This is a genomic window from Lacisediminihabitans sp. FW035 (assembly GCF_054880895.1).
Map to the genome: position 1 here is coordinate 3,176,385 of NZ_CM142187.1, position 26,438 is coordinate 3,202,822.

At 65.7% G+C, this 26,438-nt stretch carries 24 protein-coding genes and 1 tRNA gene; 6 read left to right on the plus strand and 19 right to left on the minus strand.

The genetic code is table 11. The annotated features are described in order from the left end of the window. Positions 1-82: 82 nt before the first annotated feature. The gene (locus ACVXZ4_RS15185) at positions 83-514 is read left to right on the plus strand and encodes a pyridoxamine 5'-phosphate oxidase family protein (protein WP_461795646.1); all 432 of its coding nucleotides are present in this window, start codon (positions 83-85) and stop codon (positions 512-514) included. Here ACVXZ4_RS15185 and ACVXZ4_RS15190 read toward each other — a convergent pair. Genes ACVXZ4_RS15190 through ACVXZ4_RS15200 form a run of 3 tightly spaced genes read right to left on the minus strand, consistent with a single transcriptional unit; the run spans position 477 to position 3,309 of the window. Further along, a complete protein-coding gene (locus ACVXZ4_RS15190) occupies positions 477-2,729 on the minus strand; it encodes a heavy metal translocating P-type ATPase (RefSeq protein ID WP_461795647.1) in 2,253 nt (750 codons plus the stop codon). The two genes, ACVXZ4_RS15185 and ACVXZ4_RS15190, sit on opposite strands and share 38 nt — an antisense overlap. Before the next feature lie 23 nt (positions 2,730-2,752). Next, positions 2,753-2,986 (minus strand): heavy-metal-associated domain-containing protein, encoded by a 234-nt coding sequence (locus ACVXZ4_RS15195; RefSeq protein ID WP_461795648.1) that lies wholly within the window; start codon positions 2,984-2,986, stop codon positions 2,753-2,755. Positions 2,987-3,027: 41 nt separating this feature from the next. Beyond that, positions 3,028-3,309, minus strand: a complete 282-nt coding sequence (locus ACVXZ4_RS15200; RefSeq protein ID WP_461795649.1) for a metal-sensitive transcriptional regulator — start codon at positions 3,307-3,309, stop codon at positions 3,028-3,030. A gap of 82 nt (positions 3,310-3,391) precedes the next feature. Here ACVXZ4_RS15200 and ACVXZ4_RS15205 point away from each other — a divergent pair, with 82 nt between their 5' ends. Beyond that, positions 3,392-3,823: a nitroreductase family deazaflavin-dependent oxidoreductase gene (locus ACVXZ4_RS15205; protein ID WP_461795650.1), complete on the plus strand. Its 432-nt coding sequence runs from the start codon at positions 3,392-3,394 to the stop codon at positions 3,821-3,823. Positions 3,824-3,842: 19 nt separating this feature from the next. Here the strand turns inward: ACVXZ4_RS15205 and ACVXZ4_RS15210 are convergent, their stop codons facing one another. The 11 genes from ACVXZ4_RS15210 to ACVXZ4_RS15260 form a co-directional block, all read right to left on the minus strand. Then, entirely contained in the window at positions 3,843-4,430 is a 588-nt protein-coding gene (locus ACVXZ4_RS15210) for a DinB family protein (RefSeq protein WP_461795651.1), read from the minus strand. Further along, on the minus strand, positions 4,427-5,353 hold the full coding sequence (locus ACVXZ4_RS15215) for a PaaX family transcriptional regulator (RefSeq protein WP_461795652.1): 927 nt from the start codon (positions 5,351-5,353) through the stop codon (positions 4,427-4,429). Before ACVXZ4_RS15215 ends, ACVXZ4_RS15210 begins: the two co-directional genes overlap by 4 nt. Beyond that, a complete protein-coding gene (locus ACVXZ4_RS15220; protein ID WP_461795653.1) occupies positions 5,350-6,591 on the minus strand; it encodes a kynureninase in 1,242 nt (413 codons plus the stop codon). The genes ACVXZ4_RS15215 and ACVXZ4_RS15220 overlap by 4 nt, the downstream gene beginning before the upstream one ends. Continuing rightward, complete coding sequence (locus tag ACVXZ4_RS15225) at positions 6,588-7,637, minus strand: amidohydrolase family protein (protein ID WP_461795654.1); 1,050 nt, start codon at positions 7,635-7,637, stop codon at positions 6,588-6,590. The genes ACVXZ4_RS15220 and ACVXZ4_RS15225 overlap by 4 nt, the downstream gene beginning before the upstream one ends. Next, on the minus strand, positions 7,634-8,488 hold the full coding sequence (gene kynA / locus ACVXZ4_RS15230) for a tryptophan 2,3-dioxygenase (RefSeq protein ID WP_461795655.1): 855 nt from the start codon (positions 8,486-8,488) through the stop codon (positions 7,634-7,636). Before kynA ends, ACVXZ4_RS15225 begins: the two co-directional genes overlap by 4 nt. Positions 8,489-8,679: 191 nt before the next feature. Then, positions 8,680-10,905: a glycoside hydrolase family 31 protein gene (locus ACVXZ4_RS15235; RefSeq protein ID WP_461795656.1), complete on the minus strand. Its 2,226-nt coding sequence runs from the start codon at positions 10,903-10,905 to the stop codon at positions 8,680-8,682. Continuing rightward, complete coding sequence (locus ACVXZ4_RS15240) at positions 10,902-12,044, minus strand: glycoside hydrolase family 15 protein (protein WP_461795657.1); 1,143 nt, start codon at positions 12,042-12,044, stop codon at positions 10,902-10,904. The genes ACVXZ4_RS15235 and ACVXZ4_RS15240 overlap by 4 nt, the downstream gene beginning before the upstream one ends. A gap of 121 nt (positions 12,045-12,165) precedes the next feature. Continuing rightward, positions 12,166-13,413: an ABC transporter substrate-binding protein gene (locus ACVXZ4_RS15245; protein ID WP_461795658.1), complete on the minus strand. Its 1,248-nt coding sequence runs from the start codon at positions 13,411-13,413 to the stop codon at positions 12,166-12,168. 55 nt (positions 13,414-13,468) lie between these two features. Next, on the minus strand, positions 13,469-14,359 hold the full coding sequence (locus tag ACVXZ4_RS15250; RefSeq protein WP_461795659.1) for a carbohydrate ABC transporter permease: 891 nt from the start codon (positions 14,357-14,359) through the stop codon (positions 13,469-13,471). Next, positions 14,352-15,197: a carbohydrate ABC transporter permease gene (locus ACVXZ4_RS15255; protein ID WP_461795660.1), complete on the minus strand. Its 846-nt coding sequence runs from the start codon at positions 15,195-15,197 to the stop codon at positions 14,352-14,354. The genes ACVXZ4_RS15250 and ACVXZ4_RS15255 overlap by 8 nt, the downstream gene beginning before the upstream one ends. Positions 15,198-15,307: 110 nt before the next feature. After that, positions 15,308-16,531 (minus strand): ROK family protein, encoded by a 1,224-nt coding sequence (locus tag ACVXZ4_RS15260; RefSeq protein WP_461795661.1) that lies wholly within the window; start codon positions 16,529-16,531, stop codon positions 15,308-15,310. A gap of 192 nt (positions 16,532-16,723) precedes the next feature. Between ACVXZ4_RS15260 and ACVXZ4_RS15265 the strand changes: the two genes are divergently transcribed. From ACVXZ4_RS15265 to ACVXZ4_RS15275, 3 genes are read left to right on the plus strand one after another with little or no spacing between them, the layout of a single operon-like run. After that, the gene (locus ACVXZ4_RS15265; protein ID WP_461795662.1) at positions 16,724-17,530 is read left to right on the plus strand and encodes a carbon-nitrogen hydrolase family protein; all 807 of its coding nucleotides are present in this window, start codon (positions 16,724-16,726) and stop codon (positions 17,528-17,530) included. Between the two features lie 11 nt (positions 17,531-17,541). Then, positions 17,542-18,984 (plus strand): APC family permease, encoded by a 1,443-nt coding sequence (locus tag ACVXZ4_RS15270; RefSeq protein WP_461795663.1) that lies wholly within the window; start codon positions 17,542-17,544, stop codon positions 18,982-18,984. A gap of 13 nt (positions 18,985-18,997) precedes the next feature. Continuing rightward, positions 18,998-19,726 (plus strand): FadR/GntR family transcriptional regulator, encoded by a 729-nt coding sequence (locus ACVXZ4_RS15275; protein WP_461795664.1) that lies wholly within the window; start codon positions 18,998-19,000, stop codon positions 19,724-19,726. Between the two features lie 183 nt (positions 19,727-19,909). Here ACVXZ4_RS15275 and ACVXZ4_RS15280 read toward each other — a convergent pair whose 3' ends face one another. Beyond that, positions 19,910-21,685: a M16 family metallopeptidase gene (locus ACVXZ4_RS15280; RefSeq protein ID WP_461795665.1), complete on the minus strand. Its 1,776-nt coding sequence runs from the start codon at positions 21,683-21,685 to the stop codon at positions 19,910-19,912. A 42-nt stretch (positions 21,686-21,727) separates the two neighbouring features. Beyond that, complete coding sequence (locus ACVXZ4_RS15285; protein ID WP_461795666.1) at positions 21,728-22,528, minus strand: DUF5067 domain-containing protein; 801 nt, start codon at positions 22,526-22,528, stop codon at positions 21,728-21,730. 240 nt (positions 22,529-22,768) lie between these two features. On the opposite strand from ACVXZ4_RS15285, the gene ACVXZ4_RS15290 reads away from it, so the two are divergent. After that, positions 22,769-23,863, plus strand: coding sequence for a type I restriction endonuclease (locus tag ACVXZ4_RS15290; RefSeq protein WP_461798001.1), 1,095 nt, complete (start codon positions 22,769-22,771; stop codon positions 23,861-23,863). 115 nt (positions 23,864-23,978) lie between these two features. Here ACVXZ4_RS15290 and ACVXZ4_RS15295 read toward each other — a convergent pair. From ACVXZ4_RS15295 to ACVXZ4_RS15305, 3 genes are all read right to left on the minus strand, one after another. Further along, positions 23,979-24,050: transfer RNA gene (locus ACVXZ4_RS15295), tRNA-Arg, on the minus strand. Positions 24,051-24,243: 193 nt separating this feature from the next. After that, positions 24,244-25,629 (minus strand): GmrSD restriction endonuclease domain-containing protein, encoded by a 1,386-nt coding sequence (locus ACVXZ4_RS15300; RefSeq protein ID WP_461795667.1) that lies wholly within the window; start codon positions 25,627-25,629, stop codon positions 24,244-24,246. A gap of 199 nt (positions 25,630-25,828) precedes the next feature. After that, the gene (locus tag ACVXZ4_RS15305) at positions 25,829-26,326 is read right to left on the minus strand and encodes an HNH endonuclease (RefSeq protein WP_461795668.1); all 498 of its coding nucleotides are present in this window, start codon (positions 26,324-26,326) and stop codon (positions 25,829-25,831) included. Between the last annotated feature and the right edge of the window lie 112 nt (positions 26,327-26,438).

A 26,438-nucleotide genomic window follows, 5' to 3' on the forward strand; every position in this document is an offset into this window, starting at 1 on the left:
ACGACATTGGGGACCTTCGACCCCTCGGACCGTGGGCCGGGCTGGTGGACTGGGCACCGTCACCGACAGCCAGGAGCTCACCATGACCCAGCCCACCGAATCCCCCGTCGACGTGCTCGGCGACGAAGCGAGCTGGCATCTGCTGGCGAGCGCCGACCTCGGCAGACTCGCGGTGTCGATCGACGGCGGCGTCGACATCTTCCCCATCAACTACGTGGTGGCGGATCGGGTGATCTTCTTCCGCACCGCGCCCGGATCCAAACTCATGGATCTCACGAAACATCCGATCGTGGCGCTCGAGACCGATGGCACGCATCACCGTCGTCGGTGGAGCGTTGTGGTGAAAGGATCGGCCGTGCGTCTCGGATCGGACGAGGAAATCGAGGCCTCCGGGGTGCTCTCGCTGCACTCCCTCGTGCCCACCGAGAAGTGGAACTACGTGCGGATCATCGCCTCGTCGATCACCGGGCGCCAGTTCACGAGTTCCCACCAGTCTCGGTTGACGCCGGCCTGAACCGACGGAGGCGGAGGCTGTTGGTCACGACGAACACCGACGAGAATGCCATCGCCGCGCCGGCGAGAAGCGGGTTGAGCAGGCCGAGCATCGCGATCGGAATCGCCGCGACGTTGTAGGCGAACGCCCAGAACAGATTTCCCTTGATGGTGCCGAGCGTGCGGCGGGCCAGCCGCACCGCGTCCGCGACGACAAGCAGGTCGCCGCTCACGATGGTGATGTCGCTCGCCGCGATCGCTGCATCCGTGCCGCCGCCCATGGCGATTCCGAGGTCGGCCGCCGCAAGAGCCGCGGAGTCGTTGACCCCGTCACCGACCATCGCGACTACGCGCCCGTCGGCCTGGAGGCTGTGAATGAGCTCGAGCTTGCCCTGCGGCGTCACCCCGGAGTGCACCTCGTCGATGCCCACAAGGGCCGCGACGGTGCGGGCGGATCCCGCGTTGTCCCCGGTGAGCAGCACCGGGCGGAGTCCGAGTTTGCGGAACCGGGCGACCGCTTCCGCGCTGCTCGGCTTGAGGGCATCCCGCACCGAGATGATGCCGCGTAGTGCGCCGTCCCAGGCGATGGCGACGACCGTGGCGGCGGCATCCTCCGCGACGGTCACGGCATCCGCAGCAGCGGTATCGAGAGTGATCGACCAGGACCCGGTGAGCCAGTCGGCACGTCCCGCGAGCACCAGCCGTCCGTCGACCAGCGCCTGGACCCCCTGCCCGGCGCTGGCGGTGAACGACGACGCCTCCCGCGGCAGAACGCCCTCCTCCGCGGCACGGGCGAGGATCGCCCGGGCGACCGGATGCTCGGAGCCGCTCTCGACCGTGGCGGCGGCGGCCAGCAACTCGGCCCGCGAGGTGGCGCCGATGGGCTGCACCGAATCGACCGCCATCGTTCCGGTGGTGATAGTGCCGGTCTTGTCGAGCACGATGGTGTCGATGGTGCGCGTCTGCTCGAGCACCTGCGGCCCACGGATGATGATGCCGAGCTGGGATCCGCGGCCGGTGCCCACCAGGAGTGCCGTCGGCGTTGCGAGGCCGAGAGCGCAAGGGCAGGCGATGATGAGCGTGGCGACCGCGGCGGTGAATGCCGCTTCGATCGTGCCACCGGCAAGCAGCCAGCCCACGAACGCCACCACGGAGAGGGCGAACACCACCGGCACGAAGATCGCCGAGACACGGTCGGCCAGTCGCTGTGCCTTGGCTTTGCCGCTCTGGGCCTCTTCCACCAGACGACCGATGCGGGCGAGCTCGGTGTCGGCACCCACCCGGGTCACCTCGACGACGAGCCGGCCGCCGACGTTGACGGTGGCCCCGACGACCCGGTCGCCGATGGAGACCTCCACCGGCACCGATTCCCCGGTGATCATGCTGCGATCGACGGCGGATGCCCCGCCCCTGACGAGTCCGTCGGTGGCGATCTTCTCGCCGGGGCGCACCACGAAGGAGTCCCCCGGTGCGAGCGTGGAGACCTTGACCCGTGACTCGACCCCGTCGCGCAGAAGGGTGGCATCCTTCGCCCCGAGTCGGAGTAGCGCCTGGAGCGCCGCTCCGGATTCGCGCTTCGCCCGCGCCTCGATGTAACGACCGGCGAGGATGAACACGGTCACGGCGGAGGCGACTTCGAGGTAGATCTCGCTCGCGCCGGACCGGTCCGCGGAGAGGCCGCCGTTCAGAAGCGCGAAGCTCATGTGCATGCCCGGCATCCCTGCCGTGCCGAAGAACAGGGCGTAGAGCGACCAAGTGAACGCGGCTATCACTCCGACGCTCACCAGGGTGTCCATCGTTGCGGCACCGTGGCGGGCATTGAGCGCGGCGGCCCGGTGGAACGGCCAGGCCCCCCACACGACCACCGGCGCGGCGAGGGTCAGGGCAAGCCACTGCCAATTGGTGAACTGCAGTGCGGGGATCATCGAGAGCAGCACGACCGGGAGGGCGAGGCTCGCCGTGATGGTGAGGCGGCGGAGCAGGTCAGCGGTCTCACGATCGACCGGAGCGGCCTCCGGCTCGGCGACGACCGGTGTCGGGAGCACCGCGGTGTACCCGGCTGCCTCGACGGTCGCAATCAGAGTCGCGGTATCGACGCCGGTGGACTCCACATGTGCTTTCTCGGTGGCGTAGTTCACCGTCGCAGTGACGCCGTCCAGCTTGTTGAGTTTGCGTTCGATGCGGGTGGCGCAGGACGCGCAGGTCATCCCCCCGATCTCGAGGTTCACGTCACTCATCGTCAGCTCGGTGCCGGCCATTCCTAGGCCGACACCAACCGGTATCCCGCTTCGATCACAGCGGCGCGAACGCCATCGAGCGGCAGCGGTGCGGCGCTCACCACGGTCACGCGGGACGCGGCCCCTACCTGCAGGTCTACGGTCACACTCTCGACACCGGCGAGTTCGGAGACCTCTTCGGTGACGCTCGCGATGCAATGCTTGCAGGTCATCCCCTCGACGAGATACTGCTCTTCGGTGCTGGCGATTTCGGTCATCGTCTGTTCCTTTGTTGTCATTCGGTCGTGCGCAGCCGGGCTCATGAACGCACGAGACGCGCGATTGCGGCGGACGCTTCCTTGATCTTCTCCTCGGCCACCGGTCCTCCCTCGCGGGCCGCTTCGGCGACGCAATGCGCGAGGTGGTCATCGAGCAGGGCGAGCGCGACATTCTCCAGAGCCTTCGTCGCCGCGGATACCTGCGTGAGGATGTCGATGCAATAGGTGTCGGTCTCGACCATGCGTTGGATGCCACGCACCTGCCCCTCCGCCCGTCGCAAGCGTTTGACCAGGTCGTCCTTGTTCTGGCTGTACCCGACCATCCACGATCCTTTCGATATACCCCTATGGGGTATCAAATCTAGAGCGGCCACGAGCCGAAGTCAAGCGCAGTAGGCTCCGATCATGCCCAGCACCCGCTCGATGAAACTGATGGAATCCACCCACCGTCTGCTGCAACGGCTCACGGGAGGCAAGGCCGGCTGGAACATCGCCGGAATGCCGGTCGTCGAGCTCACCACCACCGGTCGGCGCAGCGGCGAGCGCCGGGCGACCATGCTCACCTCCCCCGTGAAGGATGGGGATGCGTATGTGGTCGTCGCCTCGCGGGGCGGGGACGATAATCATCCGGCTTGGTTCCTCAACCTCCGCGACGATCCGAGGGTGGAGGTAGTGATCGAGGGGCATCCGCGCGTCCCGATGACCGCGCGGATCGCGGACCCGCAAGAGCGGGCCAGGCTCTGGCCCCTCATCACGGCGAAGTACGCGAACTACGCCGGCTACCAGAAGAAGACGAACCGCGAGATCCCGCTCGTCCTGCTCGAGCCGACCAGCTAGGGGTGTCGCCAAGGTCGAGTCAGTCCGTCGCTGCGCGGGCCGTCTGCTCGAGTTTCTCGCGGTAGGTGGTCCACCACGCGGCATCGCCGGGAGCGAGGTTGGAGTTGTCGGGCCTCAACCCAACGGTGTCGTCGATGAGTTCCCGCACGAGGTCGGCATGGCCCGCATGCCGGTTGGTCTCGGCGATCATGTGGATGAGGATGCGGTGCAGCGTGACCTCGCCGCGATCGGCCGGCCACCACGGCACCCGCCCGAGCGAGTCGAGCGTGAGGGCCGCCACCGTGGCGTCGGAGTGCGCCGCCACTCGCCGATACAGCGCGACGATGCCGTCGACCGACTCCGTCGCTCCCGCCCACATGTCGGCGTTCGGCTCGCCATCGCGGGCGATCCAGGGCAGGTCTTCGGGGAAGGGCCGCCCGAAGGTATCCCCGAAATACCCCGTCTCGACGCTGGCGAGGTGTTTCACAATGCCGACGAGGTTGGTGCCGGTGCCCACGAGAGGTCGCCGCGAATCGTAGGGTGACAGCCCCTCGAGTTTCCAAAGCACCGCCTCCCGACCCAGCTGGAGGTAGCGCTGAAGATCTGCTTTCATAGTCGATTCGCTCACGAAGGCAGGATGCCATGGGCCCCCGACAGGAAGGCAGGTGCCTCTTCCCGCGAGCCCGGTCTCGAGGTTCTGAGGCTGCCGAGCGAAGAGACGTAGCGCCAGGCCGGCTCGCTGTACCGGGAGGACAGGTTTCTGAACAGCCTGCTGCTCTCACTGCCCGGCCAGTCGACCGGGAGCAGGTCGACGGGCAGTCCGGGATCGAGATAGGGGATGATCCTCCAGTTGTCGACCCCGCGGATGTAACGGGAGAACGCCGTGGCGTCGGTCACCGCCCCGCCGACGGAGAGGCCGTCGAGGAGTCGGTCGGGGAGGCCGTCGAGTCCGGTGATGAACTCCCGGTGCATCCCCGCGAGGGCGTCGAGGTCCCACCATCGGGAGACGGCGTCCCGGAGCTCGCCCTCGACCCTCGGCCTCTCGGTGCGAAACAGGGTCGCATGCTCCCGGATCGCGAGGTCGTCGAAGATGTCCTCGACCTCGTTCGCGAGAAAGTCGGGGCAGATCCACAGTGCGGGAGCGACGATCCCGCAGCCGGTCCAGTACAGGCGACGACGCAACTGATGCCGCACGTGCCGGAGTTCCTCCGGCACGGAGAAGGAGATCACGCACCACGGGTCATCCGGTTGCATATTCCGGGCCGAGAATATTCGACGATCCCCCTTGGCCAGCATGAGGGCGGCATCGGGATTGAGCTCGTATCCGATGACCCTGTCGACGGTCTTCGGTACCAGGAGCTCCTTCTTCTTCAGCCGCACGACCGCGGTCCGCGTTCGCGGCGCCGGCACATCGAGCTGTTCCATCAGCACGATCAGGTCGGTGATGGAGATCCAGCCGCCGACCCGACGGAGGTACAGGCCGACCACCGTGCGCAGCAATGACGTGGTGCTCCGCGGGCGGGAGTCCATGTCATCGAGGATCGAGCTCATCCCTTGGTGGATCCTGCGGAGCCGCCGATGTCGGCCAGCAGGGCGTCGCGAATCGCGAGCACCCCGATCTCGACCTCGGTGAAACTGGTACTGAGGGGTGAGAGCCCGATGCGGATGCTCGCCGGATTGCGGAAGTCGGGGATGGTTCCCTGCGTCCACAGCCTCTCGACGACGCCCTTGAACGCCGGGTGCATGATGGTGACGTGGCTGCCGCGCTCGGCATGTTCGCGTGGCGTGCCGACCTCGATGCCGAGGGGCACAAGGTGCGTGTCGATCAGCTCGAAGGCGAAGTCGGTGAGAGCGAGGGACTTGGTGCGGATGGCCTCGATGCCGACCTCCTCGATCAGGTCGAGCATGTCCCTCATCGCGAGCATCCCCATCACCGGCGGAGTTCCGCTGATGAACCGGCGCATCGAGTCGGCGGGTACGAAGCCCTCGGACATCGCGAAGACGTCGGCGGCACCCATCCACCCCCAGATCGGTTGCTCGAGCGTGGCCTGCAGCGCGCCGGCGACGTAGCCGAAGGCCGGAGAACCCGGGCCGCCGTTGAGGTATTTGTACGTGCAGCCGACAGCGAGGTCGACGCCCCATCGGTCGAGTTGGGTCGGGACCGAGCCGGCCGAGTGGCAGAGATCCCACAGGACGAGGGCTCCGGACTCATGGGCGATGGCGGTGATGGCCTCCATGTCGGCGATGAACCCGGAGCGGTACGAGACATGACTGAGCACGAGCAGGGCCGTCGCCTCCGAGACGACCGCGCGCACGAGATCCGGGGTCGCGCCGCGAGTCTTGTCGACGGCAACCCAACGGATGGTGATTCCGCGTTCCCGAGCGATGCCCTCGAGCACGAAGCGATCGGTCGGGAAGTTGTCGTCGTCGATCACGATCTCGGTGCGGTCGGGGCGCGTGTCGATGGCCGCCCGCACCAGCTTGTAGAGCATGACCGTCGTGGAGTCGGCGACCACGGTCTGGCCTTCCGCGGCTCCGAGGGTGAGACGGCCGATGCGGTCTCCGATGGTGAGGGGCAGCTCGAGCCAGCCCTCGTCCCAGGAGCGGATGAGGCGGTCACCCCAGGCATGCTCGACGAACCGGGTGATGCGACCGGCGGTGACCGCGAGGGGTCGCCCGAGCGAGTTGCCATCGAGGTACGACAGCACCTCGTCGCTCGGGACGAACCGTGAGACGTACCCGCCGACCGGGTCCTCCGCGTCGCGCTGTGCGGCAGTTGTGGGGTTCATGCGAAGGACTCCTTGAGTGCGGGGACGGCGAGCACGGATGCAGTGGAAAGCCAGTGGGCGACCTCGGTCGGGTCGCGGGGAACAGCGCCGGGGAGCCGGCTGACCCGTCCGGTGAAGCCGCTGCCCGAGCGGCGCGCGCCGAGGGAGCCGAGCAGGGCCTCCAGGTCGAGGCCGGTGGTGGCGAGCGCGGTGAGCTCGCGCTCGTTGATGCCGACCGGCAGCGGTCCGTTGCCGAGGTCGGTGCCGTAGAGCACCCGGCCACCGGCCGCCTGGAATCGCGCCAGGTTGTCGCTCGCGACGGCGAAAGACTCGGAAGGGTCACCGTACCCATGGATGTCGAGGGTCGAGATGACGGCGACCGAGCCCGCGAGCGCGGCGATGTCGTCGTCGCCCAGCCGTTCGGTGAAGGGGGTGTGCGCCAGCATGTCGACCCCGGCTCGGGCGGCCCGCATCGCCTGTCCGGCGCCCTCCCCGTGAGCGACGACCGGAAGGCCGGCCGCGTGCGCCTGTGAGACGACTGTTGCGAGCATCCGATCGTCCCAGACGGCGCCGGCCACGGTATTGAGGGTGATCTTGATGCGGTCGACGCCGTAGCTCCGGATCTCGGCGATGGCTGCAGCGCTTTCGACCGGGGTCGCGACCTGGCGCACGCTGGAGGCCGGAGCCCACGAACGATCGCTCGGATAGCCTCCCGGCGCGGTGAGGAAGGGGCCGGCGAAGTCGACCTGGACCGCCTCCAGATCCGTCTCCCCCCGCCGCCGCCGCGCGGCACCGTGTACGGGATCGCCGCCGAGGTCGACGACGCGCGCAATGCCCCCGGCCACGAGCAGTGACGGGTCGATGAGGCCGAGATGCACGTGCGAGTCGGTGAATCCTCCCACGATGGTGCCGGGGATGTGGGCGTCGATCGTCCCGGACCGGGTCCCCGCCGGACCAACCCAGTGGAGGTCGACCCCGTCGGTGCGCAGAACGCTCGGCCCGCGCCATCCGTCCAGCCAGACCTCGTCCGTCGTGAAGACGGCCGAGGCTTCGGCGGTGCCGTTCACTTACCGATCTCTGTTCTGACCGCGAACAGCTCGGGGAAGAAGGTGAGGCTGAGGGCGCGCTGCAGGAACGTGACACCACTCGACCCGCCAGTGCCGGTCTTCATGCCGATGGTGCGCTGGACGGTACGGAGGTGCCGGAACCGCCAGAATTGGAAGTTGTCCTCAAGGTCGACGAGCTCTTCGCAGGCCTCGTAGACGCGCCAGTTGTCGTTCGCCGACTCGTAGATGCCCGTGAACACCGGCAGGAGTTCCGGAATCATGACCCAGGCCTTCGTCACATCCCGTTGCAGTACCGCGGCGGGGATCGCATAGCCGTGGCGGGAGAGGAATCGCAGGAACTCGTCGTAGAGGCTCGGCTGGTCCAGCAGGTCCTGCAGCACCTGCCGGGCCGCCGGGTCGGCGTCGAAGACGGTCAGCATCTTCTCGTTCTTGTTGCCGAGGATGAACTCGACGGCGCGGTACTGATGCGACTGGAATCCCGAGGAGTTGGCCAGGAAGTCGCGGAACTCGGAGTATTCGGCGGGCGTGAGAGTGGCGAGTACCGACCACTGCTGGGTCATCGTCTCCTGGATGTGCTTGACCCGGGCGATGCGTTTGAGCGCGGTGCCGATGTCATCGACGCGCAGCAGGTCGCGGGCCGAGCGCAGTTCGTGAAGCAGCAGCTTCATCCACAGTTCGCTGGTCTGGTGCTGGATGATGAACAGCATCTCGTCGTGATGAACCGGTTCGCTCACCGGTCGTTGAAGGCTGAGCAGCTCATCGAGCGCGAGGTACGACCCGTAGTTCATCCGCTCGGAGAAGTCGGTGACGATGCCCGCCTCGATGGGCCTCGTATTGTCCTCGATGCTCACGAGATCCTCGTTTCTGTTCGCTCTGGACCCTACGCGGTTGTAACGAGCGTCACAACTATGAAACATCGGGCGTGGGCGACCCACCGGCGAGCGCCCATGCCTCTCGGGGCCGCCGGGCCCGCGCAGCGGTCGGTCTGGCGCGCCAGGCCGCAAGCCACATGGTTGATCGTCGGGCTCCTTTTCAGAAGACCTCAGTCTTGGCTGAAGATCTCTCGGAGCACACCCCAGGCATCCGCCCGGACATAGATCGGTATCTCGTCGATGGGAACGGGTCGAGTGACGTTCGCCCCCCCGGTGACCGATTCGCCGGTCCAGACGTCGACCCACTTGCCGACAGGGAGATAGGAGGTCCACTCGGACGCGCCCTCTTCGGTCACCGGAGAGACGAGGATGTCGTCTCCCAGCATCCATTGGAGCGGATGCCCCCACACCGACTCATCGTTCGGCCAGTCGAAGTAGAGCGGCCTCATCAGGGGCGCACTCGATTCGATGGAGCGCCTTGCCTGCACGGCGAGGTAAGGAACGAGGCGTTCGCGCAGCTTCGCAAACTGTCGGAAGACGGGAATTACCCGATCGTCGTTGCTCCGCTCCCCGATGTTCCACGGGGTGCGGTTTCCCGACGGGAGCCGGTGGTGGTTGAATTCGGCGTGGTACTGCATGATCGGCACGAACGCTGCAGCCGCAGCAGACCGCAGGTACAACTCGGCACCGGGCACCTCTCCCGAGAATCCGGCAAGATCCCACCCCCAGTAGAGGATGCCGCTCGACGCCGCAGACAGGCCAGCGAACAGCGACCAGCGGAACGCATCCCAGGTCGAATTCTCATCCCCGGCCCAAAACGTGCCGTGAGCCTGGCTGCCGGTGAATCCAGCACGACTGAAAGTGACCGGCGCCTTGCCTGCGGACTCGAGAAGGTCGCCGAAGGCCTTCGCATACGCCACCGGGAAGAGGGCGTTTCCGGCGTCCCCGCGAGTGCCGTCCAAATACCGGAGGTCCCGGCCCCAGGCGTGCTCGCCACCGTCGGTCTTGAATCCGTCCACACCCATGTCCTCCACAAGGTAGCGCCGCTTCTCGGTCCACCACTTCGCTGCCCGGTCGTCGGTGAGGTCGGGCATGAGGCCGAGCGGGAACCACCATCCGCGGTTGCGGTACGGGCGGAGGGAGCCGTCGGGCGCCTCCTCCCGCACAAGCACGTCTTCATCCAACGCGGCCGCCGCATCCGCCGCCGCCTGGCCCTTCGGGTGCGGGCGCATCTTCACGAGCGGGATCTGCCAGAGGTGCACTCTCACATCGCGGGCATGGAGTTCGTCGATCATTCCTTTCGGATCCGGCCAGGCACCCTCGGCCGGGTAGCTGAAGTCGACCAGGCGATGCGGGCTTCCGTCCTCGTGCACCGCGTATTCGGCGTCCCTCCAGATGGTGAAGGTGCTCTCGTCGCTCCAGGCTTCGATCACAACGGACCCGACCGGGATGTCGTGCACCCGGTGCAGGTCCATCTGCTTCATCACCTCGGCCTGGGTGTTCCACTCGTTCGCACTAGCCCAGAGTCGGAACACCCATGACGGCAACTCGGTCGGGCGTCCGACGTCGTCGAGGAAGCCTTCGAGTACCCTCGTGGGCGAGCCGTCGTAGAAGGCCACCTCTATCACCGAGACGGATGCCGAGGGAGAGTCGACCTCCGCTTCCACCCAGATCACGCCGCGCTCCGTTTCGGCGAAGTCGAACCAGACCCGGCGAGAGGTGCGGAGGTGGAATCCCCAGCCCGAGGCTCCGACGATATGAGCGAATGGCATGGGCAGGTAGGTCTTGCGCTCGGCACCCTGGCTCTTGTATTGCTCGAAGACTACGGAGTCCAGGCTGCTCCCTCTGTGATCGAGGGCGTCGAAGCGTTCGCCGAGGCCGGTCACATGCTCCCCACTCAGCAGGGGAAGCGCGAACCGCACGCGACTGATCCGCTCGCCATCGTCGAGAACCGTGACGGAGCCGGGGATGACGCGACCGGTACCGATGGCGGTGACCGCGTCAGCCTGCGGTCGCCATCCCGCGACCCGGAACTCGAACCAGCGCGTCGATTGCGGACGAGCTCCTTCGGAGATGAAGCGATAGCGATAGCGATCGCCGACGATGAGGTCATGGAGGGAGAGCTGCCATCCGCCGGCGGCCCGGGCGAGGCGAGCCTGCGCCGAAGCGAGGTGGCCCCCGTCGATGCTCTGCCCACGGGACTGGCGCACCGCGGGAGTCATTGGAAGGATGGCGGACTGCCCCGCGTGCTCGACCTCACACACCACGGCCGCAACGTCGGCCGACGCTCGCACACCGATGGTGACCGGATGCCCGGCGATCGGATCGATCGGCCGGCGCTGTTCGGTGTCGACGGAGTAGGGATGGCCGGATCCGTAGGGACGGTGCCGGATCATTCGGTCACCTCCATCGCGTCGAGTTCGACGGCGAGGCGCACGTACATCGCGTGACTCCACAGCAGGGGGGAGGCAACGGGACCCCACTTGGCGATCCACTCCTGCTGCCGGCCAGGGTGCAGGAGATCCCACGGCACCTGCTCTGGCATGGCGCTCGTACCGTCGACCGTCGCGGCCGCCCACCGCAGCTGAGTGCGGGCGTTTCGAGAATCGCCACCGGCCGCGAACGCGAGGCCGAGGAAGCAACTGAGCAACGGCCACTGGCCGCCGCCGTAGAACGTGTCCGCGCGATACCGATGGACTCCCCCACCGACAGACAATTCGCGCTCGATTTGCGCGACAGTCCTCGTCCCCACCGGATCGGACGGCGGGAACACCGCGAGGGGTGCGACCAGCGCAAGTGCGCTGGCATCCACCCGGTGCGAACCCACCCACTTCACCAGGTGGCCGTCCTCGAGGCCTCCGTCGAGAATGACCGCGCGGATGGCACCGGCCGCGGCTCGGGCCCGTACCGAGCGTTCCCCGGCGAGCACGGTGCTCGCGGCTTCGAGCCCCGCGGCAATGCACCCGAGAGTCGAAATATGGACGCGATCGCTATTCTCTTCCCACCAGTCGAAACAGGGGCGCGACCACGAAGCGACGAGGTAGTCCGTGGAGAGCTCGATCGCCCGCATCCACCCCGAGGAATCGCCCCCGTGCCGCCGCAGGTGCTCGACCGCGGCCCACAGCCAGGTGCCGTAGCCGTCGAGCTGAAAATCCCACCATTCGTCGCTCCCGGCGGCACCGGCGAAGGTGAACCGGGTTTCGAGCATCTCGTTGTCCGGTACGGGGTCTCCGGAATTCGCCCGCCGCACGATCTCGACGATCTGCGAGTCGCGCGCCTCGAGGATGCGGCTGCACCAGTCGAAGAACCGACTGGCCGACTCCACCTCTCCCGCCGCGGACATCGCATCGGCGATGAAGGCACCGTCTCGAAACCAGCAGTAGCCCTGGTAGGCGCTGAAAGAGGGGCTGGCGGGGTAGGCGCCCGACACATCCTGTAGCCCGGCGATCAGCGTGACGCTCGAACGTGCCAGTCGGGCCAATTCGTCGTCGCTCACGGGCCGGGGTGGTCTCAGGTCGTAGGTTGCCTCGGTCATGCTGGAACTCTCTCTCGTGCTGCCGCGCGGGTTCTGGCCGCGCGATTGACGGGTGGGAAAGAGGGGTCCCGGTCGGTCGACCGGGACCCCTGCCGAATGGTTGGCGAGGATGCGAGGGAGCTCAGCCCGCGAGAAGGGCGTTGATCTTCTTCTCCGCATTGTCGAGCGCCAGCTCGACGGTCTCGCGACCGGCCTGCGCCTCGACGAGTTCGCCGGTGATCGCATCCTGCATCGCGGACTGGTTGTCACCGATGGAGGGCGCGGGGGCGATCTTCTTCGCCGCATCGAAGACGGCCTGACGGTTCGCCGGAGCACCCTTGGTCAGGTAGGTGTCGAGCTTCTTGGTATCGGCGATAGTCGGCAGCTCCCAACCGGAGTCGAGACGCACGTTCACCATGGCGTCGGACGAGGACATGAACACAGCCCACTTCTGGGCCGCATCCTTGTGCTTGCTCGTGGCCGAGACACCGATGCCGTTGGAGAACACCGCGTTGGCCTCTGCCTTGTTGCCGGGTTCAACGGCGATGTCCCAGTTGGCCGGGCCGTCGGCGAAGGCCCCGAACACCCAGATCCCGGTATGAAGCATCGCTAGCTTTCCGGCCTTGAACAGGTTCGTGTCGAAGTCCGCCGTCCCCTGGCCGTCGGCGATGGTCGGCATCGTCGTTCCGCTCTTGTCGACGAGCCACTTCGCCGCCTCGATGCCGGCCGGGGTGTTGAATGCGGCCTTCTTGCCGTCCTTGCTGAGGAATGACGCCCCGTTCTGCACCAGGACCTTGTAGTACTCGTTGTAGGTCACTGGCTGGTGGTCGCCCCACACGCCGGCGGCCTTGTCCGTGAGCTTCGCCGCGGCGGCGGTCTCGTCCTTCCACTTCCAGGACGCGGTCGGGTAGGAGACTCCGGCCTTGTCGAACAGGTCCTTGTTGTAATACAGGACGACATCGGAGAACGACGTCGGCAGGGCGTACTGCTTCCCTCCGGTGGCGTAGCTGTCGAGCAGTGCCGTGTTGTACAGCGAGGAGGGGACTCCCTTCAGCTCGGAGAGGGTGCCGTTCGTCTCGAGAGGACCGTAGGCAGACGGCCCATTGATGTCGAATACGTCGGCCGGGGTGCCCGCGGCGAGATCGGTCTGCAGCGCGGTGCCGTAGGCGTCATATGGCAGTGTCTTGACATCCACTGTGATGTTCGGATTCTTCTTCTCGAATGCGGCAACGATCTTCGCGAGGTTCTTTTCGTTTCCGCCGTTGGAAATGAAGTTCGAGTAGGTGATGGTGACTTTGCCATCGGCTTTCGGGCCGTTGGATGCGCATCCGGCGAGGCCGAGGGCGAAGACCCCGGCGAGGCTCACTGCGACCACGAGCTTTCTGTTCATGTGCTGCTATCTCCTTTGGTGTGATGGTGCTGCTGGTGGATGAAATCGGGTCGGGCTACTTGATCCCGGAACTTGCGACACCCTGGATGACGTACTTCTGGGCGAAGATGTAAAGCGCGAGCATCGGGATCACGCTCACGACCGAGCCGGCCATGATGACGTCCCACTGCGACGTGTACTGCCCCTGCAGCCCGGCGAGCGCGATGGGCAGGGTCTGTAGTTCGGGCGACCGGAGCACGACGAGCGGCCACAGGAAGCTGTTCCAGCTGCCCATGAAAGCGAAGACCACGAGGGTGGCGAGCGCCGGTCTGATGTTAGGGAGGATGATGCTTCCGAAGATGCGGAAGTGTCCAGCTCCGTCCAGCTTCGCCGCCTCATCCAGTTCCCGTGGAACCTGGTTGATCGCCTGTCGTAGCAGGAAGATTCCGAACGCTGAGGCGAAGGTCGGCAGCAATGCGCCGAGGTACGTGTCGAGCAGGCCGACGGTCTTCAGCTCGACGAACAGCGGCACGATGAGCACCTGCAGGGGAATCATCATCGTGGCCAGGTAGACGCCGAAGACGACGTTCTGACCCCGGAACGGAAGACGGCTGAACGCATACGCCGCGGTCGAGCTAGTGATGAGTTGGACGACTGTGGTGGTCACTGCAAGCAACAGGCTGTTGAGGATCACCTGGCCGAAGGGACGCTCCACGAACAGCCGCTGGTAGGCATCGAGCGAAGGATTCGCCGGGATCAGTGCCGGCGTATTCGTGAGGCTGGCTCCCGGGGTGATCGAGGTGATGATCGTCCACAGGAACGGGAAGAACATCACGATGGCGCCGATGATGATCACCGCATGCAGCACGATGATGCCCGCCAAGCGCATTCGGGCCTCGCGGGTGCGGGGTGTCCGTGGGCGGACCACCGTCGTGCCGGGGATGCGCGTGAGAGTCGCATCAGCCATAGGTGACCCACCTCCTCTGCCCGCGGATCTGAATCACTGTGACAGCGAGCACGACAATGAACAGCATCCAGGACAGGGCGGATGCCTCACCCGCCTTGCCGTACCGGAACGTGAGGTCATAGATCTGCTGCACCACGACCTGGCTCGCCCCGTTTGGACCACCACCGGTCATGGCATAGACCTGATCGAAGACTTGGAAGCCGTTGATCAGCGAGATCACAAGCACGAAAAAACTCGAGGGCGACAGCAACGGCAGGGTGACGCTGAAGAGGCGTCGCCACCATCCCGCTCCGTCGACCTTCGACGCGTCGTAGAGATCGGTGGGGATGGCCTGGAGACCCGCCAGAAGAATGACCATCACGAAGCCGAGGTCCTTCCATGCCGACGCGAAGATGATCGACGGCATTGCCCAGTGGGGATCCGTCCACCAGCCGGGTCCCTGGATTCCGACGGCACCGAGCACCGTGTTGACGATTCCGTTGCTCGGGCTCAGTAGCCAGCGCCACACGAGGGCGACGACGATCCAACTCGTCACGACCGGGAGGAAGTAGATGCCGCGCAGGAACGACCGCCCCTTCAGCGCGGTGTTGAGGGCCAGGGCTAGCGCAAGGCCACCGAGGTAGACGAGAGGGAGATATCCGACTATGTAGTAGACGGTGTGCAGGAAGACGTCCCCGGTGATCGGGTCGGTGAGCAGTTTCGCGTAGTTGTCGAGTCCGACCCACTGCATCGGCGCGAGCAAGTTCCACTTGTTCAGGCTGACCCAGGCTGCCGCGACCATGGGGCCGAGCACGAACAGCAGCATCGGGATGGCGCTGGGAAGAAGGAAGGCGAGCACCACCAACCCGTATCGGGTACGTATGCCCCGGCGGCGCGGGCTCGAGGTCGGTGGGGTGGTCGCTCGTTGCCTGGATTCCGCTACCGGCGAAAGAGGCGCCATCGACACAGTCATGACGCGACATCCTGCTGGGGGGCGGCCTGTTCGACCAGGCGTTCGCGCACGAGTCGCCCCTGGTCGCCGGCCGCGTCGGCCGCGTCGAACGGGGTCGCGAGCACGAGAGCGGCGGCGCCCTGCGCCCAGCTTTCGTCCTGCCAGGTCTCGACGGCCACGGCGACTCCGCGACGGCTCGGGATGAGCGACGACCGCAAGGCGGGTTCGAAGCCGAACGACCAGTGTTTCCAGGCGGTGGTGCCCTCCCCCAGAACGATGACGATCTCCGGGTCGAGCGTGTGGATGATTCCCGCAAGGGAACGACCGAGCAAGTGCCCTGCCTCGCTGAAGATCTGCGTGGCGTCAGCGACATCCGCATCGGCAGCCGCGCGCAGCGCCGCTATCCCATCGTCGTCACCGATCACGCCCCGTTCTGTGGCGAGGCGAACGAGGGCCGCCTCTCCGATGAACGACTCGAGACACCCGATGTTGCCGCAGGAGCAGCGCGGGCCGGAGTCCGCGACCGGGATATGCCCGATCTCGCCGGCTCCTCCCCCTGCACCGCGAAGGACGACTCCATCGCAGACGATGCCGGCGCCGACCCCGGTTCCGATCGTCACGACGAGGAAGTTGTCGTGCTCGCGACCGATGCCGTACAGCCGCTCGGCCACGGCGAGGGCGTTGACGTTGTTCTCGACGAGCACGGGAAGCGAGAATGCCCGACGCAGCGTCGAGCCAAGCGGAACCTGGTTCCACCCGAGTTGGGTGGAGTCGACGATGCCCTTGCCCTGCCGGTCGACGCTGCCAGGTACGCCGACGCCGATTCCCAGCAGCGGGATGGACTCTCCCCCCAAGATGAAAAGCTGGAGGAGGCCGATCAGGTCGGCAAGGAGGGTGGTGGCAGAGGCATCGAACGGTTCGCTCGCCGAACGGATGACCGATCCGTCGATTCCCACCTCGACGAAGGCCACATGGTCGGCCACAACCTTGACGCCGATGGCCCTTCCCGCGGTCGAGACGAGGCCGAGCATCCGGGCCGGGCGCCCACCCTGGGAGGGGCCGTTCTCAAGTTCACGCAGCAGGCCTTCGGAGATCAGGTCCTTGGTGAGTTGGGTCATGAGGGCGGGCGAGACTCGCAGGGTGCGGGCGAGATCCGCCCGGGAGGCGGGGCCGTGCGCACCGAGATGAGCAAGGATCGCGGAGCGATTCACGTCGGTGCGAGCGTGTGAGCGGAGAGCCAAGGGAACCTCTTTGTTCAGGACTAAACAAAGAATAGAACTAAGTTTTCGAGACTGTCAAGCGCTAATCGGTGGTGGTGGCGCCAAGAGAGTTGACGGCCCATCACGGGCCCTCCGGCCCCGTTCACGGGGCCGTCGACGGCCTAAAACAAACTGCCACTAGAAATATGTCACTTTGATCTGTTTCACTTAGCCATGAACATCACACTTGCCGGCCTGCAGGCGACGGGCACGACGGGCGATGTCGCGGCAAACCTCGCCCTCCTCGCCAGCGCGGCCCGCGAGGCCACGGCACGCGGTGCGGATCTACTCGTGACCCCGGAGATGTTCGTCTCCGGATACAACATGTCCGTGAGCGAGCTCGATGCGGTCACGACGCCCGACCTCGCGAGCCGGGTCGCGGACATCGCGCGAGCCGAAGGCATCGCCATCGTCGCCGGGATGCCCGACCGCCTTCCCACCGGGATCGCCAACACCGCCGTGTTCATCGACTCGGACGGAACCGAGCTGGCACGGTATCGCAAGACACACCTGTTCGGCGCACTCGATCGCCGGCTCTTCGTCGCCGGGGACACGCTGCCGCTCCCGATCGCGTTCCGCGGCCTGCAGGTGAGCCTGCTGGTCTGCTACGACGTCGAGTTCCCCGAGACAGTGCGCGGCGCGGCGCTCGCGGGTGCCGACCTGCTGATCGTTCCCACGGCCCAGATGGAGCCCTACGAGTTCATCGCCGAACAGCTGGTGAGAGTGCGCGCGTGGGAGAACCAGGTCTACGTGGCCTACATCGACCGGGCCGGCGCCGAGGGCGACCTCCGCTATGTCGGACGCAGCAGCATCATCGCCCCCTCCGGCGAGGTGCTCGACTCCCGCGGCGGAACTGACGACGAGGGCCTCGTGCTCGCCGTCATCGACGCCGGGGTCACCAAGACTGCCCGGGAACGCAATCCGTATCTCTCGGATCGGCGCCCCGGGTTGTACCGTCCGCACCTCCCCGAGTCCGACTGAAAGGCATCCCGATGTCCGCAACCCCCGCAGTAACCTCCGAGGCGGCCACTCCACCGAGCCGACGCCTGACCGGTCGGCTCGGAGTCGGCTCGATCGTCTTCATGGTGATCGCTGCCGCCGCTCCGCTGACCGTCATCGGGGGCAACGTCCCCCTCGCCATCGGCGTGGGCAACGGTGTGGGAGCGCCGGTCGGGTTCGCGCTCGCGGCGGTAGTGCTGCTGCTGTTCTCGATCGGTTTCGTCACCATGACCCCGCACGTCAAGGAGGCCGGCGCGTTCTTCTCCTACGTGACCGCGGGGCTCGGATCGCGCCTCGGACTCGGAACGGCCTTCGTCGCCCTGGTCGCCTACACGGCCATCCAGGTGGGCGTCTACGGCTACATGGGCTGGGCGGCCAACGATCTGGTCGTCTACTTCGGCGGCCCCGTGCTGCCGTGGTGGCTCTACTCGTTCGCCACCATGGGCATCGTCGCCCTCCTCGGCTTCCGGCACATCGAGCTGAGCGCGAAGATCCTCGGCGTCGCCCTGGTGCTGGAGATCTCCATCGTCCTGGTGATGGATGCCGTCATCTTCGCGAGAGGTGGGGACGGCGGCATCGTGGGGGCGACCTTCGCCCCGGAGCACGTGTTCACCGGGTCGATCGGTGTCGCGGTGCTCTTCGCACTCACGGGGTTCATCGGATTCGAGGCGACGGCGGTCTTCCGCGACGAAGCCCGTGACCCCGAGCGCACCATTCCGCGGGCCACCTATCTCGCGGTGATCATCATCGGTGTGTTCTACGCGCTCTCGTGCTGGGCGATCATCATCGGCGTCGGTGCCGACCACGCCGTGCCCCTCGCGCAGAAGACCCTCGCCGGCGAGGGCAACCTGATGCTCGATACCGCGCAGCGCTACCTCGGGTTCGTCGCCCGTGACATCATGCAGGCCCTCCTGATCTCGAGTCTCTTCGCGTGTGTGCTGTCGTTCCACAACGTCATCGCGCGGTACCAGTTCACGCTCGCCAACAAGGGCGTGCTGCCCGCGCGACTCGGGCTCAGCAATCCCAAGCACTCGGCGCCCTCCGCCTCGTCCCTGGTCCAGACCGTGACGGCAGCAGTCGTGCTGTTGGTGCTCGTGCTTGTGGGGCTCGACCCCCTGGTCGGCGTGTTCGGCTCGATGGCGGGCGTCGCGACGGTCGGGATGGTGCTCCTGATGCTGGTGACATCCATCGCCGTGCTTGTCTTCTTCGTGCGGCGCCCCTCTCTCGTGCGCAACACGTTCACGGCGCGAATTGCGCCCGTGCTCGCCGTCCTCGGACTCCTGGCCAGCCTCTGGCTCGTCCTCTCCAACTTCACTCTCGTCACCGGCGGCAGCGTGGGGGTGAGCATCGTGCTCGCGCTGATCCCCGCGGTCGCCCTTGTGCTCGGTATCCTGCTGGGAGGCCGTCGCGACCTCACGTCGACAACGGAGACCTGAGCGCGACGGAGCCTTGAGCGCCACGAAGGAGGACGCCATCGACCTGAGCTCCCCCTCCCTCGGCGCGATCCGGCGCACATCGGCCGTGGACACGGTGCGCGCGCGGATCGCGCTGGCCGTCGACCTCGGACTCGTGCTGCCGGGAGAACGACTCCCGGCGATCGACGAGACCGCCGTGGCCTTCGGTGTCAGCGAGATGACAGTGCTCCGTGCCTACCGGATGCTGCAGGAATCGGGAGTGCTCGTGCGCCGGCGGGGGCACACGGGGGGCACCTTCGTGAGCGAGACCCCGTCGACGGGGAGCGTCCCGGCCGTCGCGGAGTACCGCGCCGACTCGGCTCACGTGCACGGCCTGATCGACCAGCGCGCGGCCCTCGAGACCGGGCTCGCGCACCTGGCCGCGAGCTCCCGCGACGACGACGAACTCGCGGAGCTGCGGGCACGGGTGCAGCGGATGCGGGACGCCACCAACTGGGCCGAATACCGGGAGGCCGACACCGAGTTCCACGACCTGCTCGCCGCCGCGGCGCACTCGCCGGCCGCGAGTGCCCTCCACCGTCTCATCTCCCGCGAACTGTACGGCTACTTCCTGCCGTACCCCCTCGAGTACCTCCACCGGTCCAACGACGAGCACGCCGAGATCATCACCGCGCTCGAGGCGAAGGACGCTTCCCTCGCGGGGTCCCTCGCCAATGCGCACGTGATCGAGCTCCACAGTTCGATGTACGTCGGGCAGGAGTAGCGGGCGTCCCGGTGGGGTGCTGGCCGCTGTTCGGCGAGGCTGCACGCCAGTGGCTACCGCGAGGCGTTGCCGGTAAGCGCCCCTGTCATCCACCTGCTGCTTGTCGGCGATTGACACACACCCACCCAAGACCAGGCCGGGGCTGCGGATACAGCGTCGCCCACCCATCACCCCGCCTGTGAACTAGAGCGGCACTCTTTTAGGTCTTCGGCCGTAAGCCCAGGTCAGGCGTCGCACCCAGGCCCAGATGAAGGCGCCCCCGACGGCGAGAAACACGATCCCGGTCACCAGCGACGCGCTCACAGACGAGGTCAGGTCCTGCCTGCCGTACTGGCCGGGTTGGAAAATCAGGGTCATGCCATCCACGGCGATCCACAACAACATCACCGCGAGGGCGAGAGTGGGGACGCCGGCCATCACTGCCCAGACCCCCAGTCCGCGTCGTGGAGTGGCGGCGAGCGGCATTTGCGGGAGGGCGTTCCCGTCGCGGGTGGGGAGCCGCACGAGCGTGTCAGGCGGGATAGCGGCGTCGAACCTGTGCAGTTCGCGAAGACCAAAGCTGACAAGCATCGTCGGCTCGATACTCACCGCAACACCGTCGCGCCCGATGAGCAGGTGCCCCCCGTCGGCCCACCGCAGCGCGAGCGCGCAATCCTCGAAGAGGACAGTGTCAGTGCGTGCGGGCGTCACCATCGAGACACCTCTGTCGCCCAGTACGACGCGCTCACCTGGCACTCCGTTCGAGTACGAAAGTCCCCCCACGAACGCACCCGTTCGAACCGGGATCGGGTCCACCCCTATGGCGCGGTCGGGCGCCGTCGGCGTTTGCCAGATCGCGTCGTTCCAGAAGGCACCGGCGACCGCCGCCAGCTGGGCGTCAGTCACCCCACTGCCCGACTCCCATAGATCGCCAAGCGAAATCGGCTCGCCTCCTAGAAGAAAGCAGTAGGCCGCGGCTCCGAGCAGGGACTCCGGCGCTCGCGCAATCTCTCGGGCTCTCTCCCACTTCTGCTCTCGTACCCGCGCGACATCCGTCGCGTCGAACTCGCCCTTCCGGAGCGCCGAAAGAATGTCTGCTAACGCGCCAACCATGTCCGAGGGCGCGTCATCGTCCGCATCGACGAAGATGCTGATGCGCGCCTGATGGGCATCGAGAGGCTCATACTGCGCCCCGGCTACATAGGAGAATCCATGCTCAATGCGCAGCTGGCGAAACAGCGTTTCGTTCAGCACAGCCGCAAACATCACCGCCACCGCAGACCGAGGCACCACTGCATCCACGAGTGCGGCACCGGGGTACCCCTGGAACCAGGAGGGACGCACCCTCACCACAGTGGGGGAAGTCACGAAGGTCCGACGCTCGCCCTCGGGTAGGCGCAAATCCAGCCCCACGGGGACACGGTCCGTGGTGATCCAGGCGGTCACATTGCCCCGGACGAACCATCGCCGTGCCCACGCGAGCACCTCGTCTGGCTCCGCCGTGTCGATGGCGAATTCTCGGTACGACCCCCGCGCGAGTCCGTCTGCGCCGAAGCGAATATCCAGCTGCCGATCGTGAGGCGAGGACCTGCGCCCCTTGGCCTCCACTCGCAAAATGGACTTCTCCAGCTTCATGCGCTCCGTCGGCAGCTCACGAAGTGCTGCGCACACGTGATTGAGATAGGCGATGACCTGTTCTTCGGTTCCCGACACGATGAATTGCGTGATGGTGCTACCGGTGGATCCGTTGCGGTTTTCGACGGGGTTGAGTTGGCCGTGCAGCGCGAGATGTTCGATGAGGTGTGTGAGGCCCCTCTGCGGCAGCGTTTCATCGGCCGATCCCACTCGAAAAACGAGACCCGCCCGCACGGGTCCCGGCGCACCGATGTGGATGACGGGGACTCCGTCGATGCGCTCAACGTGCAGGAGGTGCTCGAGCGCTCTGAACCACTCCAGGTCCTGGTCCGGTGCGACGGTCATGCGTCCCCTCTCGCCCTAGTCGCGGTCGAAACTCGCCGCGGCCTACTGCAGCTTGTAGGTGACGGTGCCGATCTTTAGCAGGCCGAGCCCCTCAGAGGCGACGAGACTCACAGGGGTGGTCTCATCGTCGAGTTCATAGGCCACCGCGTTATCGACGGTGCCGCCCTTCTTGATGTCTTGCAACTGGCTGTCGAGGAACTTCGCGTCCGGTAGCAGGGCAATATCAAGCTCGTTCACCGCGTTCGGATCGTTGTCCTGGATTGCCTTCATCGCGAACATCCAACCCGTGGTCGGATCGAGCTTTTTGTCTGTCAGATTTGTCGTCGAATACCAGAACGCAAGGACGGGTTTCGAACCATATTCGTTACCGGGGGCGCCCACCGGAAGGATCTTGTGGTCGGTGATCACGATCTTCATCTCTGAGGTCGTAAGAACACCATTTGCGAAGGACGAAGAGCCGTCCTTCGGCTTACTCGCCGAATTGCTCGCCTGTCCAGACGCGGACGGCACCGTGTCGCCCTTGACAGCGTTCGCGGCGCCAGCGAGAGCAACGCTGTAAACGACCACAAGAACGATCGAGAGGATCAGACCGATCCCGGACAGGATCACGCCGGCAATCGCTGCCTTTCGCGGCTTGAACTTCACGATAAGGCCGATGATTCCCAGTGCGAGGCCGATGATTCCGGTGCCGATACCCACGACGTTCAGAACGGGGATGGCGAATCCTGCCATCGTGACGATACCGAGCACCAAAGAAGCGATGCCCAAACCGTTACCGGCTGCTCGCGGCGGCTGTGCTGCTGGTGAGACCTCGGGCGCGGGCGGGGAAGTGATTTGGGACACGGAAGCTCCTGATTGAAGGTGGGGTCTACGCCCATCCTTGCGAGCGGCAGAACGTCCACGAGACTATCGGTTTTGACCATAGCGTGACTATCCCTCAAAAGTGGGGTAGTGAGCTCCCGCTTAGACCAGACGAAGCCTCGCGGCGAAAGAACTCGGCGGACGGAACGCTGTCGTGGCGCGGACGACATCGCGTCATCTTCTCGATACTGTTTTGCTAGGAATGTTCACAATGGAGGAATCGTGGAATTTGAAGAGCTGCTCACAGCAATGGCGCTGAAGGTGAAGAACCAGCGTGAAGCCATCCAAACGGAGGAGGCCACAAAGAACGCCTTCGTCATGCCCTTCATTTCCAGCATCCTTGGCTACGACGTGTTCAATCCGCTCGAGGTCGTCCCAGAGTTCACGGCCGACGTCGGCATCAAAAAGGGCGAGAAGATCGACTACGCCATTATGCGAGACGGCGAAGTGCAGATGCTCATCGAATGCAAGAAATCGAGCGAGCCATTGAAGATTGAGAACGCCTCGCAGCTATACCGCTACTTCGCCGTGACGAATGCTCGCATCGCGGTGCTCACGAATGGTGAGACTTATCAGTTCTACACGGACCTGGACGCACCCAACCGCATGGACGACAAGCCGTTCCTCGTGCTCGACCTCCTCGACATCGACGAGTCGCTGATCCCCGAACTTCGCAAACTCACCAAAGACGTTTTCGACCTCGACTCGATCATCAACGCCGCCGGGGAGCTCAAGTACATCGGCCAAATCAAGCGGATCATCGCCGCTCAGTTCAAGGAGCCCGAGGACGAGTGGATCCGGTTCTTCACCACGCGGGTGTACGACGGAGCATTCACTCAGCGCGTCCGCGTTCAATTCACGACCCTTGTCACGAAAGCCACGAAGCAGTTTCTCAACGATCAAGCCAACGACCGGTTGAAAGTGGCGCTCGGTGGCAATAACTTCTCGGCAGTCGAATCCGGCGCGCAGGAAGAGGCCGTGACCAGTCACGTTGCCGTGCGGGAGGATCTCGATCGCGACACTGAAATCGAGACCACTCCCGAAGAGCTCGAGGGCTATCAGATCATCAAGGCGATCGCGTGCAGCGAAGTGAAGCCACAGCGGGTGGTGCATCGCGACTCGAAGTCGTACTTTGCGATCCTCCTGGACGACAACAACAGGAAGCCCATCGCCCGACTCCACTTCAACGGCAAGGCCAAGAAGTATCTGGGTCTGTTCGACGCCGACAAGGTCGAAACGCGCCACGAAATCGACTCGCTCGACGATATCTACCAGCACGCCTCCAGCATCCGTGAGGCGGTCAAGCTTCTCGCCTGAGCGCCCGATCCGACCGAGCAACTTGACAATTTTCCGGCGGGCGAAATCGGACTTTCCGGGCCATTCGATATCGGAAATAGAGCTTTGACCAGCGATGGTGTCGGCTGGATTCGTGTGCCCCTGGAGGGACTCGAACCCCCAACCGTTTCCTTAGGACGGAACTGCTCTTCCATTGAGCTACAGAGGCTGGCTCCACGAGTTTAGTCGGCGAGCGCGAGTGGCGAGAATTGCATGCACCTCGCGCGAGGGAAGGTGTTGTTGTCGCCAGTCACGAAGCCGCCGGGGCGTCGAGTGTCGACACGCACGAGAGCGAAAGTGGCTGACGATCGGACTGCGAGCAACGGTGACGCCCACTCTGCAAGTCACCCGCGTCCGTCGAGTCAGCTGTTCCAGTGGTAGTGGCCCTTTGCGTCGGGGCCTTTGCTGCCGCAAACATAGGTTTTCCCGGCCGCCGAGACGCCCGTCTGGCCCACCGACGCATCAGGGCAGAATGCTCCCGGACTGATGGTTGAAGCTGGGGCGGGTGGCACCGCCGGCGCGGCCGGGGCGGGCGCGGCCGGCTTCGGAGCGGTGGGCACCGGAGCAACAACCGCTGGGGCTGGCGCGACAACAACCGGCGCCTCCACCACCACCGGGGCTGGCGCGAAGGACGAGGTGAACGCTCGCTGGTCCCCACACGCGGCGAGCACCCGCGCGATGGCATCGTGCTCCGCAGCCGTCACCCACAGCCCATAGGTCGCCTTCACCGACACCTGCCGCGCAACATACTCGCATCGGAATGACTTGTTGGCGGGAAGCCAGGTCGCGGCATCTCCCGCGCCCTTTTGATCATTCGACTTCGCGTCCACCGCGAGCAGGTTGATCGGGTCGTTCGCAAGGGACACTCGCTGCGCAGTCGTCAGTTGCTGGGCGCCGGTCTGCCAGGCATCCGCAAGCGCGACGACATGATCGATCTGTACAAGAGCGGATGTCGCGGCTCCGCGTACAAAGGAAATCGAGTTGCCCAGGTAGGGGTTGGCGAGTTCGCCGGCCAGAACACGGCAGCTTCCCGAAAGAGACTTCGTGGTGAGATCGCGCGCGAGGATGTCATTGCGGGTGTCGCATCCGTTGCGATCGACGTCGAGCCACGCTGCTCCGAAATCGGCCACCCTGGCGTATCCGGTCATCGGTGCCCGGCCTTTGACCGCGAGCGTTTCTAGCAGGGCGAGCGCTGTCGTATCAGTGTCCGCGGTGCTGGTGATTGCCACCGAGCTCGAACTCGAGGGAAGGATCACGGCGCTCGGATCCACCGGTTCCTCGGCGGTGAATTTCGGCGCTGCGGCGACGGCCGACGGATTAACCGAAGAGGTCGGCGCAATCGCCGCAGCGGGCGACGGAATGGAGGGCGACGGGGCGACTGTGGATCCCCCGACAGCAACCGCGACGACGGCTCCGGCGAGCACCAGCGCGCCGACCTTGCGGGAGGGGATCAGTGCCCACGACCGACGGCCGAAGAGAAGGGCGTATAACCCCGTGGGAATTGCAATGGTCCCGAGCATGATGAGCAACCCCGAAATACCTCCCGTCGCGGCAGCGATCACCAGGAAGAGGAGGGCGAGCGTTCCCACGATCCACGTGGAGACGACTGGCGTGAATCGTGGTTTGCGGTCGAATGTCGAGGCCTGTCGCCGGTCGGTCCACTCAGAACCGTCCCACCATCGAAGCCCGGTTGCGCCGGTTCCGTCGTCGTACCATCCGGGCGGGGCTTTTGGAGAAGCATTGCTCACATTCCTGAGCGTAGTGGCGAAGCGCTCATCCCGGCGGGGTGGGGCACCCCCACTTCGGGCACGGGTCTCGACACGTCGCTAGCGCTCCTACTCGACCAGCAGCGCGGGTCTCGACACGTCGCTAGCGCTCCTACTCGACCAGCAGCGCGGGTCTCGACACGTCGCTAGCGCTCCTACTCGACCAGCAGAGACCAGCAGGCTAGGCGGCAGGCGCGAGGAACTCTTCCCACTCGGCCTCGGCGCGCTCCACCCCACGCACCAGCCAGGCTGTGCCGTGCGGGGGCTTCGGGCGCACGCGCAGGGTCCAGTTCATCTCGGCGGGAGTGCGATCACCCTTCACGTTGTTGCAGCGCAGGCAGCAGGCCACGAGATTCTCCCAGCTGTCGGCGCCCCCACGCGAGCGGGGCAGCACGTGGTCGATGGTGTTGGCAGCTCCCCCGCAGTATCCGCAGCGCTGCCCGTCGCGACGGAGCACACCGCGCCGCGACACCGGGATGAGCCGGCTGTTCGGGATGCGCACGTAGCGTGTCAACAGGATGACAGACGGGCGATCGTAGGAGCCGGATGCCGCCCACACCGGATGTCCCGCATCCGCCGCGACGATCGTCGCCTTCTGGTTCATCACGAGCACGAGTGCTCGCTTGAACGACACAACGGCGAGGGGCTCGAAGCCCGCATTCAGGACCAGCGTGCGCATTGTCATCCTTCCGACATCGCCTGGACGGCTTCCAGGCAGTTCGATGCACCTTGGGTTCTGGCGAGAAGTCAGGAAGAGCGTGCCGTGAGGCACCGGGGCAAACAAAAAGGCA